This is a genomic window from Solwaraspora sp. WMMD792 (genome assembly GCF_029626105.1).
GTDB lineage: Bacteria > Actinomycetota > Actinomycetes > Mycobacteriales > Micromonosporaceae > Micromonospora_E.
Genome location: NZ_JARUBH010000009.1, coordinates 4,952,335 through 4,965,771 on the forward strand (window position 1 = coordinate 4,952,335; position 13,437 = coordinate 4,965,771).

Genomic DNA, 13,437 nt, shown 5'->3' on the forward strand with positions numbered 1-13,437 from the left:
TGCGAAAACTATCCGTAGAGCACTGCCCGCACGCGACTTGGGCGGATATCGGGCTTTCCGGTCCGCTGATCCCGCGGTCCGGCGAGTACGGGCCGCCTACGAGCATGGGGGGACCGCGTGGTCGACCTGCCCCGCCGCCGAATCGGACGACACCATAGTGACCGCAGCACCGCCCGCCGCCGCGTCCGCGGCGGCCTGGGCCGGCTGCTGCACCGGACGCTCACCGCTGGGCTGATCACCCTGCTCGCGGTGACCGCCCAACCCGCCGCCGCGACCGCCGCACCCGGTGCCGGCCCGGTCGACGGGTCGGCCACCGCGCCGATCAGCGCCGAACTCGCCGCCGAACTGGACCGGGACGGCACCGTCGACTTCATGGTCTACCTGCGCGACCGCGCCGACCTGTCCGGCGCGGCCGATGCCGCCAGCGCCGGAATGCCGGCCGGTGACCGTCGCGCCGACGCCCGAGCCGACGCTGTTTACCACGAGTTGACCAGCACCGCCCAGCGCAGCCAGCAGAGCCTGCGCAAACTGCTCGACGGGCGGAAGGCCGGCTACACCGCGTACTGGATCGCCAACGCGGTCCGGGTCACCGGCGATCGGGACCTGGCCGACCGGATCGCCGCCCTGCCCGAGGTGCAGCAGCTCGAACCGGTCCGCAGCTACCCGCTGCTCACCCCGGAACCAGCCGAACCGGTGCCGCCGGTCGGCGACGACGCCGGCACCACGGCCGTCGAGTGGAACATCGACGACGTCCGGGCGCCACAGGTCTGGTCCGAATTCGGCACCAGCGGCGACGGGATCGTCGTGGCCACCATCGACAGCGGCGTCGAGTTCGACCACCCGGCCCTGGCCGCCAGCTACCGGGGAGCCGGCACCGGCGGCTACGACCACGACTACAACTGGTTCGACCCGACCGGCATCTGCCCGGCCGGGACCCCCTGTGACAACAACGGTCACGGCACCCACGTCACCGGCACCATGACCGGCGACGACGGCGGCGACAACCAGACCGGAGTGGCACCCGGTGCCCGCTGGATCGCCGCCAAGGGCTGCGAGGTGGACACCTGCTCCGACGCGTCGCTGCTGGCCGCCGGCCAGTGGGTGCTCGCCCCGACCGACACCTCGGGCGCGAACCCCCGGCCGGAACTGCGCGCCGACGTGGTCAACAACTCGTGGGGCGGCGGGCAGGACGACCCGTGGTACCGGCAGACCGTCGACGCCTGGATCGCCGCCGGCATCTTCCCGGCCTTCGCCATCGGCAACGAGGGACCGGGCTGCGGCACCGCCAGCTCCCCCGGCGACTACCCGCAGGCGTACGCAGCCGGCAATTACGACGCCGACCACCGGATCGCCGCCCGGTCCAGCCGGGGCGCCTCGCTGGTCGACGGATCGGTCAAGCCGAACATCGCCGCGCCCGGCACCGCGGTCCGCTCCAGCGTCCCCGGTGGCGGGTACGCGGCGTACAGCGGCACCTCGATGGCCTCCCCGCACGTCGCCGCCACCGTCGCGCTGGCCTGGTCGGCGGCGCCGACCCTGCACGGCGACATCGCCGCCACCCGGGCCCTGCTGGACGGCACCGCGATCGACACCGACGACACCAGCTGCGGCGGGACCGCGGCCAACAACAACAACTTCGGTGAGGGACGGCTCGACGCGTACGCCGCCGTCGAGGCCGCCCCGCGCGGACCCGCCGGCCGGGTGACCGGCGTGGTCACCGGCGACGGCGACCCGCTGCCCGGCGCCACCGTCTCCACCGGCGACCGCAGCGTCACCACCGGCACCGACGGCGGCTACTCGCTGACCCTGCCGACCGGCGAGCACACCATCACCGCCAGCGCGTTCGGCTACCAGCCGGACAGCGCCACGGTCACGGTCGCCGAGGACGGCACCGTCGAGCAGGACTTCGACCTGGCCGCCACCACCCTGGTCACGCTCAGCGGTCGGGTCACCGACGCGGCCGGCCACGGCTGGCCGCTCTACGCCCGGGTCGAGGTCGACGGGCGACCCGAGACGGCCACCTACACCGATCCGGCATCCGGCCGCTACACGCTGACCGTGCCCGGCGGCACCGCCGTGACGCTGGTCGCCACGGCGACGCTCGCCGGATACCAGCCGGCCCGGGTGGAGGTGCCGGCCGGGGACACCGACCGCACCGTCCACCTGGCGGTGCCGGTCACCGCCGAGTGTGTCACCCCCGGGTACGTGGCCAGCTTCGGCGACCCGGTGCTCGCCGAGAGCTTCCCGACCGCCGACACCCCGGACGGCTGGTCGGTGGTGAACCGTACCGACGGCGGCGGTTGGGAGTTCACCGACATCGGTTCGCGGGGCAACCTGACCGGTGGTGACGGCGGCTTCGCCAACATCGACAGTGACGCGCTCGGCGTCGGTGAGGTCCAGGACACCGACCTGGTCACCCCGATGCTGGACCTGTCCGCAGCGGACGCGCCGTACCTGCGGTTCGCCAGCGACTGGCGGGCGGTGGGGCTCAGCGACAGCGCCGAGATCGGTGTCTCGGTCGACGGCGGCGCCAGCTGGACCAACGTGTGGCGGTACACCACCAGCCGGCGCGGACCGCGCACCGAGGAGATCCCGCTGACCTCGGTGGCCGGTGCCGACGAGGTGCTGATCCGGTTCCGCTTCCAGGGCAGCTACGCCTGGTGGTGGCAGGTCGACGACGTCGAGGTGGTCGACCGCAGCTGCACTCCGCTGCCCGGTGGCCTGCTGGTCGGCAACACCACCGACCACAACACCGGGGCCGCGCTGAACGGGGTCACGGTGGCCAGCGCCACCGACCCGACGGTACGGGCGGTCTCCGCCGCCACGCCGGACGACCCGGCCCTGCCCGACGGCTTCTACCAGCTCTTCTCGCCGCTGGTCGGGGAGCAGGAGTTCACCGCGACGCGGGCGCCGTACCAGGTACGCAGCCGGACGGTGACGGTGGTCGCCGACCGGGCCCGCCGGGCCGACTTCTCGGTCAAGGCCGGCCGGCTGACGATCAGCCCGACCAGCCCGGTCGTGTCCCACCAGCCGTACGGCAGCACCCGCAAGGCCAAGGTGACGGTGACCAACACCGGCAGCGCACCGGCCGAGGTCGAGATGCTGACCGGCGACGGTGGCTTCAGCCTGCTGGGCGGCGACGGTGCCCCGCTGGTCGAACACAAGGTGAAGGGGATCAGCAAGGCCTGGCAGGGTCCGGCGTACGGTGCCCCGGCCGGCGCCGCGCCGACCCGGATCACCGCCGCCTCGGAGGCGGCCGGAGCTGGGACGGCTGCGGCCGCCGATGCCTGGACGCGGGCCCCGGACCACCCGACCGCGGTCTTCGACAACGCGGCCGCCACCCTCGACGGCAAGGTCTACTCGGTCGGCGGTGGCAGCACCACCGGCACCGAGCGGGACGCCTGGGTCTACGACCCGGTCACCGACGCCTGGAGCGCCCTGCCCGACCTGCCGACGGCCCGCAGCAAGCCGGTGCTCGCCGCGGCCGGCGGCAAGCTGTACCTGTTCGGCGGGTGGGGTGCCGGTGGGACTCCGGTGGCGAGCGTCGACGTGTTCGACCCGGCGACCGGGACGTGGGCAACGCTGTCCGGGGTGACCAGCCCCGCACCACGGGCCGCGGCCGGGTCCGCCGTCATCGGCGGCACGATCTACCTGATCGGCGGCTGCATCGACGGCACCTGCACCGACTCGCGTACGGTGCTGGCGTTCGACACCGGCACCGGCACGTTCCGGTCCCGGGCCGACTATCCGGTCGCCGCGTCCTGGCTGGCCTGTGGCGGGATCGGTGAGCTGGCGTACTGCGCCGGCGGCGCCGGCACCGTCGAGTACCGGTCGACGTACGCCTACGATCCGGCCACCGACGCCTGGAGCCCGTTGCCGGACCTGCCGCTCGATCTGTGGGGCGGGCAGTACGCGGCGGCCGGTGGCCTGCTGGTGATCGCCGGCGGGGTGACCGGGGCGTCCACCACGGTGACGAACCGTACGGTCGGCTTCGACCCGGCCGCCGGTGAGTGGCGGGACCTGCCGAACACCGAGTTCGCCCGGTACCGGGGCGCCGGCGCCTGCGGGGCCTACAAGGTCGGTGGTTCGCCGAGCTCGTTCGTCGGTTCGGCGCAGGTGGAGGTGCTCGCCGGGCTGGAGCTGTGCGACGCCGCAGCCGACCTGCCGTGGCTGGTCACCGACCCGGGCAGCTTCACGCTGGCCCCCGGCGCTTCCCGGACGGTCACCGTCACGTTGACGGCGACCGCCGAGGCCGGCGTGGACCAGCCCGGCCGGTACGCCGCGACCCTCGGGGTGCGGTCCGACACCCCGTACCCGGTGGGCCAGGTGGACGTGCAGATGAACGTCTCGCCGCCGGCGTCCTGGGCAAAGGTGCAGGGCACGGTCACCGGGGTCAGCTGCGCCGGGGTCGAGGTCGGGGTGGCCGGGGCGACGATCCGGCTCAACTCGCTGACCGATCCGGGCACCGGCTACACGCTGCGCACCGACGCCGACGGCGGGTACGCGTACTGGCTGCCACGCGGGCAGTACGAGATCATCACCGCCAAGGACGGCTGGGTGCCGCAGGCCCGGCAGGAACGGTTGCCAGCCGGGATCGTCACCACGGTCGACAGCGTGCTCGAGCCGGTCGATCCCTGCCCGGCCCGCCTCGGCGGGATCTGACCGGCGCGGCGGATTTGACCGGCGCGGCCGGTCCGACCGTCGGCGCGTCTGATCGACGGTGAGAACGGGTGCCGGGCCAGCCCAGCTCTGGCCCGGCACCCGCCGGCGGTCAACCCGGAGTCGTCACGGGTTGACCGGGCATCGCACCCAGTCCCGGCCCTTCACGTAGGACCAGGAACAGGTGTGTACGGCGTGGCCTTTGCGGTTTCGCAGGAATGCCTTGTCACCTTCGACGTCCCACACGAAACCGTTGTTGTTCCAGTAGACGGTCCGCGCGGTGTCCTCTCCGGTGCCGGAACGCAGCCACAGCCGTCCACCTTTTGCGGGAATGACGACGTCGCCGAACCGGTAGGTCCGGCCGTTCTTGTTGTGCACCGTGTAGCCGCGCAGGTTGATCGCCGTCTTGCCACGGTTGACCAGTTGCAGCCATTCCCGGTTGGCCAGCGCACCGCTGCCGTCGTCGACGCCGTTCGGGTGGTACTGCACGCTGTGCACCCGCAGGCTGGGCGCGGCACTCGCAGGTGCGGCGATGGTCATCGAGGTGACCAGCCCGAGCATCGCCGCAGTCAGGACACCGACAGTCTTTCGCATGATTCCCCCATGGGATGAGCAATTTTCGCAAAGCGTCGTCGAGGAATCAGAAGAACGATTCGCCGCACGCCCGCTACCGCCACGAAAAATTGTGTACGACAGGCCGACCAATTCACTAGAGAGTGACGTCATCAAGTCAGTTCGTCCTGCCGCACCGTCATGTCGGGCGCTGGTGACTTGTCGGCGTGACCACCGGCCGGAGCGACCAGGGTGACGCCGTCGGTCGGCCGTTTCCGCTGTCCACAGGGCGACAGCGGGGACCGACGACGGGCAATTCGCCGGCAATGTCGGTCACGAAGCCGACAGGCCGCCGCCCCGGAAAAGTTCCGGGGCGGCGGCCTGTCGTCGGGTCGGTTCGGGCCGGGCGTCAGCTGCCGACGGTCACCGAGACCTCGTTGACTCCCTGGGCGGCGGTCACCGGGGTGTCACCGTTGCCGTGCCGGGACAGGGCCCGCAGGGTCCAGCTGCCCGGTGCGGCGAAGAACCGGAACTGGCCGGCCGGCGAGGTCACCACCTCGGCGGTGAACTCGCCGGTGGAGTCCAGCAGCCGAACGTACGCGCCGGCCACGGCCTCGCCGTCGGCGGACCGCACGGTCCCGGTGATCACGGTCTCCTTGGCCAGGTCGACGCTGGCCGGAAGCGGTGCCGCCTGGTCCGGGGCGGCGCAGCCCGCCGCGGTCGCGGCGTTCGGTGTGGTCGCAGCGGTCATCGTCACGCCTTCCCGGGCTCGTCGCCGAGCACCACCGGCACGCCGATCAGCGAGCCGTACTCGGTCCAGGACCCGTCGTAGTTCTTCACGTTGGAGTGCCCGAGCAGCTCCTTGAGCACGAACCAGGTGTGCGAGGAACGCTCGCCGATCCGGCAGTACGCGATGGTGTCCTTGCCGTCTTCAAGGCCGGCCTCGGCGTACAGGGCGCGCAGCTCGTCGTCGGACTTGAAGGTGCCGTCCTCGTTGGCGGCCTTGGACCACGGCACGTTGACCGCGGTCGGGATGTGCCCGGCCCGCTGCGCCTGCTCCTGCGGCAGGTGGGCGGGGGCGAGCAGCCGGCCGGCGAACTCGTCGGGCGAGCGGACGTCGACCAGGTTCTGGGTGCCGATCGCGGCCACCACCTCGTCGCGGAACGCCCGGATGGAGCTGTCCGGCTCCTGGGCGACGTACTGGGTGGCCGGGCGCGCGACCACCTCGGTGGTCAGCGGGCGGGCGTCGAGCTCCCACTTCTTGCGGCCGCCGTCGAGCAGCTTGACGTCGCGGTGGCCGTACAGCTTGAAGTACCAGTACGCGTACGCGGCGAACCAGTTGTTGTTGCCGCCGTAGAGCACCACGACGTCGTCGTTGCCGATGCCCCGCTCGGACAGCAGCGCCTCGAACTGCGACTTGTTGATGAAGTCGCGGCGTACCGGGTCCTGCAGGTCGGTCTTCCAGTCAATCTTGACCGCGCCGGCGATGTGCCCGCCGTCGTACGCGGAGGTGTCCTCGTCGACCTCGACGAAGACGACGCCCGGGGCGTCGAGGTTCTTCTCGGCCCAGTCGGCCGAAACGAGTGCGGTGTCGCGACTCATCAGATCACTCCCTGGTTGGTCTCCCCCTTGCCCGGCGGGCCGCCGGTGCGGAGGAAGCGGATCGGTGGCGAGTCCACGCCGCAGGTTGTCGCACCTGTGCGGGACCCTGGAGGACGGATCACGGACGTGCGACGGCGCCGCTGCCGGGCGATGGTGAGAATTCTTCGGCGCTGGTCACCGACCACAGAAGGGGTCGACGACAGCCCGCCAGGTCAGCCCGCCGTCAGAGGACCGGGCGACACAGGCAGGTGGCCACACGGCACAGGTCGACCGCGCGCCGCTTGGTGAGGAACTTCCCCATGGGGCCGAAGCTTACCAGCCTGTTTCCGGACGGTCACCGATCCGACCACGCAATGGGACATCCGCGGGTTGAGACCTGCGCCACCCCCGCCGGAGACGGTCAGCCGAGCAGGCTGGTCAGCCGAGTGCGCTCAGCGGCACGTCGGTGGCGGTGGCGGTGACGGCGAGGCCGGCCGGCGTCACCGCCACCTCCTGCAGGTCGAGCTGGAACGGCAGGGCGGGCAGCGGCACCGCGATGGACAACTGCTGGGCGTAGGCCTCGACGAACCCGCGGGCCGCCTCGTCGCCGGGCAGCCCTTCGGCGGCGAGTTCGTCGAAGCGCAGCAGCACCTCGCCCTGGGCGACCTCCAGGTCCGCGGTACCGGTCAGGGTGACCTGCTGGCCGAGGATGTCCACCGGGGCGGTGACGCCGAGCCGTCCGTCCTGTTCGGACAACTCCACGCCGGGCTGGTCGATCAACTGGACGATACTGTCGTAGGAGACCGTGGCGGTGCCCTGCACGGTCTCCGCGGTGACCTCACCCTGCCCGGTGCGCAGCGTCTCCAACGGCGCCTGTACGCCCCGCGCGTCGACGTCGAGGGTGGGCAGCCGCACGCTGTTGCCGTTGACCGCCGCCGACACGTCGCGCAGCACGATCGAGACCGACTGGTAGCGGCCGGTGGCGACCTGGCTGAGGAACGGGAACCCGCCGATCGACACCTCCGGCTCGGAGGATTCGATGTTCTGCCCGGCCACCTGCTGGCGAATCTGGTCAGCGACCGCCCGTTCGGCGTAGGCGACGGCGACCCGGTCGGCGACGACCAGGACCAGCGCCAGAACCAGCAGCAGCACCGCGACGACGGCCAGCAGCCGGCGCGCTCGTCGGCCCGGTTGCCGCCGAGGACGTGACCGGCGGACCGGTTCCTCCTGGTACGCCGGATAGGTCGACACGGTGCCTCCTCGGCTGCGGACGGATGCGCCGTACCGTATCTACCCAACCTGAATACGGCTCACCCGGGCACCGGCCCGACCGACCCGGCACATCACCTGACCGACCCGGCGCCTCAGTTGAAGATCAGCACACCGAGGGCGTAGGACAGCGGCGCGGCGAGGGCGAACCCGCCGAGCGGTCCCTGCATGTGCCGGGCCACCCACATGGTCGGCGGTTCCCCGGCCATCTGCCGGCTGGCCTCGGCGTAGCCGGTGGCCAGATCGACCAGGACCGCCGCGCTCGCCGCGACCAGGCCGACCAGGGCCGCGGTGACCGGGGTGAAGCCGACCACGTAGATGCCGAGCACCGCGCTGGCCAGCGTGCCGACCATCGCACCGAGCACCACGCCGGTGGCGCCCCGGGGCACCTGCGGGGCAAGCCGCGGCCGGGCCATCACCGCGTCGGTGAGCCGGGCGGTCATCAGGGCGATGCCGGTGCCCGCCAGCGCCACCACGATGGTCTGGGTACCACCGAGCTGCAGCCGGCTGAGCACGATCAGGGTGGCGAAGGCGACCACTCCGACGACGATCTGCAACGTGGCGCCGAGCGACTCGGTGACCCTGGTGCGGTCGGCCGGTCGGATCAGCTGGGCGAGCACCGCGACGACGAAGCCGCCTGCCGCGGCGTACCCGACCGGGGCCAGCGACGCGACGGTCGGCAGCAACGCTCCGATGTCGGCGGCGGCCGCGGCCAGCAGACTCACCCCGCCGATGACCGGCATTGCCGGCGGCCGGATCGCCAACGTCCAGGAAATCACGAAGAGCAGCTGTACGCCGAAGACGACGATGGTGAACGGGGTCCGGGCCAGCCCTGGCCCGGCGGTCTGCCCCCCGAAGATCAGCCCCAGGGCCAGCAGCACGGAGAACCCGGCCACGGTGAGCGAGATGGTCCGGCTGACCGGCACCGGCGTGGACCGGCTGCTGACGGTTTCCTGCTCCCCGGTGCGGTCCGGCCGGTCAGCCGGCCGGCGGTCCGCCGCGCCGGACGGACCGGCGGCCTCGCCGGCCGCAGCGGCCGCACCACCGGGAGCGGGCGCGTGGCCCGGGGCAGGCGCCGGAGCCCGACCAGGGGCCGGGCCGGGAGCAGGTGCCCGACCGGGTACCGGCGCGGCCGCCCGACCGGGACCAGGTGTCCGACCGGGAGCGGGCGCCCGACCTGGGGCCGGTGCCCGGCCCGGCACCGGTGGGCCGGGGTCCGGCGGTCCCGGGACGACGGCGCGACCGGGGCCGCCCCGCATGCCGCCGGGCCGCCCGCCGGGCGGTGGCCCGGTTGGCGACTCCCGGCTACCGTCAGGCCACTGTCCGCGTCCGGTCTCGGATGGCGTGGAGGGATGCACGCCCTGATGGTGCCAGACGGGGCGGGTGGCCCGCTGGCGACGGCGCGGGGCCGTTATGGCCGAACGCACAGATGAACAGCTCACCGCCCCGCTGTTTCCGGCACCTAATCGGTTAAGCTCATGGCTTAACCACCCGTCAGCGAAGCCGGGGTTCGACGCCACTGTCTGCGGTGACGGCCACGTGGCCGGCGTCCGCGGTCACCACGCGCGGCCGGGACAGGCCGCGAGGACGGAGGTGATGTGTGGAAATCCTGCTGCTGGTAACGGCCCGTGCGGGCGAGCCGTCGGCCGTACTGCCCGCACTCGACCTGCTCCCCCACTCGGTGCGGACCGCGCCCCGCGACGTCCGCACCCTGGTTTCCGGGCCGAGCCCGGACGCGGTCCTGGTCGACGCCCGGTCGGAGCTGTCCGAGGCCCGTGCGACCTGCCGGATGCTGCATGCCACTGGTCTGGGCGTCCCGCTGGTCGCGGTGGTCACCGAGGCCGGCCTGATCGCGCTGAACGCCGACTGGGGCGTCGACGACGTCATCCTGGCCAGCGCCGGCCCGGCCGAGGTGGAGGCGCGGCTGCGGTTGGCGGTAGGTCGGCTGACCAACGCCACGTCAGGCGCGGGCGGGCTGATCCGGGCCGGCGAGCTGACCATCGACCCGGACACCTACGCGGCAAAGCTCAAGGGCCGTCCGCTCGACCTGACCTACAAGGAGTTCGAGCTGCTCAAGTTCCTCGCCCAGCACCCGGGGCGGGTCTTCACCCGCGACCAGCTGCTGCGCGAGGTCTGGGGCTACGACTACTTCGGCGGTACGCGGACGGTCGACGTGCACGTGCGGCGGCTGCGGGCCAAGCTCGGCTCGGAGTACGAGTCGATGATCGGCACGGTGCGCCAGGTCGGCTACAAGTTCGTGGTGCCGCCGAGCCGCTCGTCGCTGCCGGACACCGAGCCGGCACCGCTGCCGGTGTAGCCGGCAGGTCCAGCCGGACCGGCTGTCGGTCTAGCGGATCCCGCCACCTACCGTGACGCAACACCGAAACATCAACTGAGGCGCCATCCGGATCTGTCCGGATGGCGCCTCAGTTTTTCGTCCGAATAGATCGTTTAGATCAGTTATCAACCGTTTCATGTAATCAGCCAGCGGCAGCCTCCTAGCGTCGGGCAGACACAACCGACCGACGGTGGGAGGGCTGCAGTGACGGTGCTGGCGGGTCTACGTGGGCTGACCATCGCCGCAGTGACTGTGACGGCCCTCCTGACCAGCGCGTACCTGCTGGGTTCCAGCAGTGCGCCGGCCGAACGGGCCGACCCGGGCCCCACGCCCGCGCCGGCACCGGACCCAACCCGCAGCGGACCCGACCCAGACCTGATGCCGCCACCGGTCCGGTCCACGGCGGCGCCGTCGTCGTCCGCCGGGACCCCGGATCCGGACCAGCGGGACGGCGCCCGGCCGGACCCGGACCGACCGGACCCCGAACAGCCGGACCCTCAGCAGCCGAACTCCGACCGTTCGGCGGCCCGGCTGCCGGCGTACGCCCCGCTGGCCCCCGACCGCAGCGGACCGCACGGCACCCGGCGGACCAGCGGCAGCGCCGCAGTCGCCCTCACCTTCGACGACGGCCCGCACCCAGTGCACACCCAGCAGACCCTCGACGTGCTCCGCCAGTTCGGGGTGAAGGCGACCTTCTGCCTGGTCGGCCGGAACGTGGTCGCCTATCCCGAGCTGGTCCGGGCGATCGCCGCCGATGGGCACACCCTGTGCAACCACTCGTGGAGCCACGACTTCGACCTCGGCAGCTACCCGACCGCCGCGATCCGCACCGATCTGATCCGCACCTCCGAGGCGATCCGGGCCGCCGCCCCCGGCCACCCCGTCTCCTACTATCGCCAACCCGGTGGCTTCTGGACTCCCGCCGTGGTCGAGGTGGCGCGGGAACTGGGCATGACCTCGATCCACTGGACCATCGACCCGGCCGACTACTTCCAGCCCGGTGCGGGCAGCATCACCGCGACGGTGACCGCGCAGGCCGTACCCGGGTCGATCGTGCTGCTGCACGACGCCGGTGGCAACCGGACCGGTACGGTGCTGGCGCTGCGCTCGATCCTGCCGAACCTGCGGCAGCGTCTCCTGGTCGACGCGTTGCCGCCGATGGCCGAACCCGCCGATCAGCGCAGCCGCCGGCTGCACCTGCGCACCGGCCAGCTCTGACCCGCGAACCCGCCGCGCCGCGACGGGCGGACCCGGCGGGAGATACGGTGGGGCACGTGGCTGAGCGGGTGACCCAGACGACCACGACCGTCGAGCGGTCCGACCGGCTCGACCCTACCCAGGTCGACCAGGTACTGAAGCTGGCTGCGGCCGCCGCCGACACCGACGGCGCCGACCCACTGCCGGAGCAGGTCGTCATCGGACTGCGGGACGTGGCCTCCGCTCGGCATCTCACGCTGACCGCCCCGACCGGCGAGATGATCGGGTACGCGCACCTCGACCCGACCGATCCGGCCGGCCCGGTCGCCGAGCTGGTGGTCCATCCGACGCACCGGCGACGCGGGTACGGTCGTCGACTGCTCGCCGGGCTGCTCGCCGCCGCCGGCCCGACGGCCGCATTGCGCGTCTGGGCGCACGGCGACCACCCGTCGGCCGCCGCCCTCGCCCTCGACCACGACCTGGTCCGCGACCGGGTGCTGTTGCAGCTGCGCCGCAAGCTGGCCGGCCCGCTGCCCGAGCCGGACCTGCCAGCCGGGGTACGGATGCGATCGTTCGTGCCGGGTCAGGACGACGCGGCCTGGGTGGCGCTCAACGCGAAGGCGTTCGCCGACCACCCCGAGCAGGGCCGCTGGGAGCTGCCGCAACTGCACGCCCGGATCGCGCAGCCGTGGTTCGATCCGGCCGGTTTCCTGCTCGCCGAGGATCCGGCCGGCCGGCTGCTCGGCTTCCACTGGACCAAGGTGCACACCGGGCCGGCGGTCGGCGAGGTCTACGTACTCGGAGTCGACCCGGACGCGCACGGCGGTGGTCTCGGCCGCGCGTTGACCTTGGCCGGGCTGCGGCACCTGGCCGCCGCCGGGCTGCACCGGGCGATGCTCTACGTCGACGAGTCGAACACCGCCGCGGTACGGCTCTACACCCGGCTCGGCTTCCTGCGCTGGTCGGCCGACGTGACCTACCGCCAGCGCTGACCGGCCGGCCTCGGCCGACCGGCACCGGCCGGTCGTTGCCGGGACCGGTCGCGGTCAGCCGAACCGGCCGGTGATGTAGTCCTCGGTCGCCTTGACCTTCGGGTTGCTGAAGATCCGCTGTGTGTCGTCCATCTCGATCAGCTTGCCGGGCTGCCCGGTGCCGGCGATGTTGAAGAAGCCGGTGCGGTCGCTGACCCGGGCCGCCTGCTGCATGTTGTGGGTGACGATGACGATGGTGAACTCGGTCTTCAGCTGGTGCATCAGGTCCTCGATGGCGAGGGTGGAGATCGGGTCCAGCGCGGAGCACGGCTCGTCCATCAGCAGCACCGCGGGCTTGACGGCGATCGCCCGGGCGATGCACAGCCGCTGCTGCTGCCCGCCGGACAGGCTGGAGCCGGGCCGGCCCAGCCGGTCCTTGACCTCCTCCCACAGGTTGGCGCCGCGCAGCGTCTGCTCGACCAGTTCGTCGAGGTCGGCCTTGCGCATCCGACCACCGTTGAGCTTCACCCCGGCCGCCACGTTGTCGTAGATCGACATCGTCGGGAACGGGTTGGGACGCTGGAACACCATGCCGACCTGCCGCCGTACCGCGACCGGGTCAACGCCGACGCCGTACAGGTCGTCGCCGTCCATCGCGACCTTGCCGGTCACCCGGCCGCCGGGCACCACTTCGTGCATCCGGTTCAGCGAGCGGAGGAAGGTCGACTTGCCGCAGCCGGACGGGCCGATCAGCGCCGTCACGGAACGCGGCTCGATGGTCATGTCGACCTGCTCCACGGCCTTGAAGTTGCCGTAGAAGATGTCGAGGTCGGAGACTTCGATGCGCTTGGCCACTTGAGGGGTCCTTTCCGC

General features: G+C 72.3%; 10 protein-coding genes and 1 pseudogene. 4 read left to right on the top strand and 7 right to left on the bottom strand.

The window, feature by feature from the left end; genetic code table 11:
* The first annotated feature begins 195 nt into the window (after nt 1-195).
* Entirely contained in the window at nt 196-4,659 is a 4,464-nt protein-coding gene (locus tag O7629_RS23135; protein WP_278174648.1) for a S8 family serine peptidase, read from the top strand.
* A 123-nt stretch (nt 4,660-4,782) separates the two neighbouring features.
* Here O7629_RS23135 and O7629_RS23140 read toward each other — a convergent pair whose 3' ends face one another.
* From O7629_RS23140 to O7629_RS23160, 6 genes and pseudogenes are all read right to left on the bottom strand, one after another.
* On the bottom strand, nt 4,783-5,250 hold the full coding sequence (locus tag O7629_RS23140; RefSeq protein WP_278171727.1) for a lamin tail domain-containing protein: 468 nt from the start codon (nt 5,248-5,250) through the stop codon (nt 4,783-4,785).
* A 367-nt stretch (nt 5,251-5,617) separates the two neighbouring features.
* Entirely contained in the window at nt 5,618-5,959 is a 342-nt protein-coding gene (locus O7629_RS23145) for a DUF1416 domain-containing protein (protein ID WP_278171729.1), read from the bottom strand.
* A gap of 2 nt (nt 5,960-5,961) precedes the next feature.
* Nucleotides 5,962-6,810: a sulfurtransferase gene (locus O7629_RS23150; RefSeq protein ID WP_278171731.1), complete on the bottom strand. Its 849-nt coding sequence runs from the start codon at nt 6,808-6,810 to the stop codon at nt 5,962-5,964.
* 223 nt (nt 6,811-7,033) lie between these two features.
* A pseudogene (locus O7629_RS33655) lies at nt 7,034-7,114 on the bottom strand (Ms5788A family Cys-rich leader peptide); the annotation flags it as partial.
* 113 nt (nt 7,115-7,227) lie between these two features.
* Nucleotides 7,228-8,040 (bottom strand): DUF2993 domain-containing protein, encoded by an 813-nt coding sequence (locus O7629_RS23155; RefSeq protein WP_278171732.1) that lies wholly within the window; start codon nt 8,038-8,040, stop codon nt 7,228-7,230.
* A 113-nt stretch (nt 8,041-8,153) separates the two neighbouring features.
* Nucleotides 8,154-8,984: a hypothetical protein gene (locus O7629_RS23160; RefSeq protein WP_278171734.1), complete on the bottom strand. Its 831-nt coding sequence runs from the start codon at nt 8,982-8,984 to the stop codon at nt 8,154-8,156.
* 674 nt (nt 8,985-9,658) lie between these two features.
* Here O7629_RS23160 and O7629_RS23165 point away from each other — a divergent pair.
* From O7629_RS23165 to mshD, 3 genes are all read left to right on the top strand, one after another.
* Entirely contained in the window at nt 9,659-10,375 is a 717-nt protein-coding gene (locus O7629_RS23165) for a response regulator transcription factor (protein ID WP_278171736.1), read from the top strand.
* A gap of 267 nt (nt 10,376-10,642) precedes the next feature.
* Nucleotides 10,643-11,614 carry a polysaccharide deacetylase family protein gene (locus O7629_RS23170; RefSeq protein ID WP_278171738.1) on the top strand — a complete coding sequence of 324 codons (972 nt, stop codon included), beginning with the start codon at nt 10,643-10,645 and terminating at the stop codon, nt 11,612-11,614.
* A 56-nt stretch (nt 11,615-11,670) separates the two neighbouring features.
* Nucleotides 11,671-12,585: a mycothiol synthase gene (gene mshD / locus O7629_RS23175; RefSeq protein WP_278171740.1), complete on the top strand. Its 915-nt coding sequence runs from the start codon at nt 11,671-11,673 to the stop codon at nt 12,583-12,585.
* 54 nt (nt 12,586-12,639) lie between these two features.
* On the opposite strand, the gene pstB is transcribed toward mshD, so the two are convergent.
* Entirely contained in the window at nt 12,640-13,419 is a 780-nt protein-coding gene (gene pstB / locus O7629_RS23180) for a phosphate ABC transporter ATP-binding protein PstB (RefSeq protein WP_278171742.1), read from the bottom strand.
* Nucleotides 13,420-13,437 lie beyond the last annotated feature (18 nt).

Bases quoted from the DNA above. Each gene is read 5' to 3' on its own strand.
- O7629_RS23140 (WP_278171727.1), bottom strand. From the start codon at position 5,250: ATGCGAAAGACTGTCGGTGTCCTGACTGCGGCGATGCTCGGGCTGGTC.
- O7629_RS23150 (WP_278171731.1), bottom strand. From the start codon at position 6,810: ATGAGTCGCGACACCGCACTCGTTTCGGCCGACTGGGCCGAGAAGAAC.
- O7629_RS23145 (WP_278171729.1), bottom strand. From the start codon at position 5,959: ATGACCGCTGCGACCACACCGAACGCCGCGACCGCGGCGGGCTGCGCC.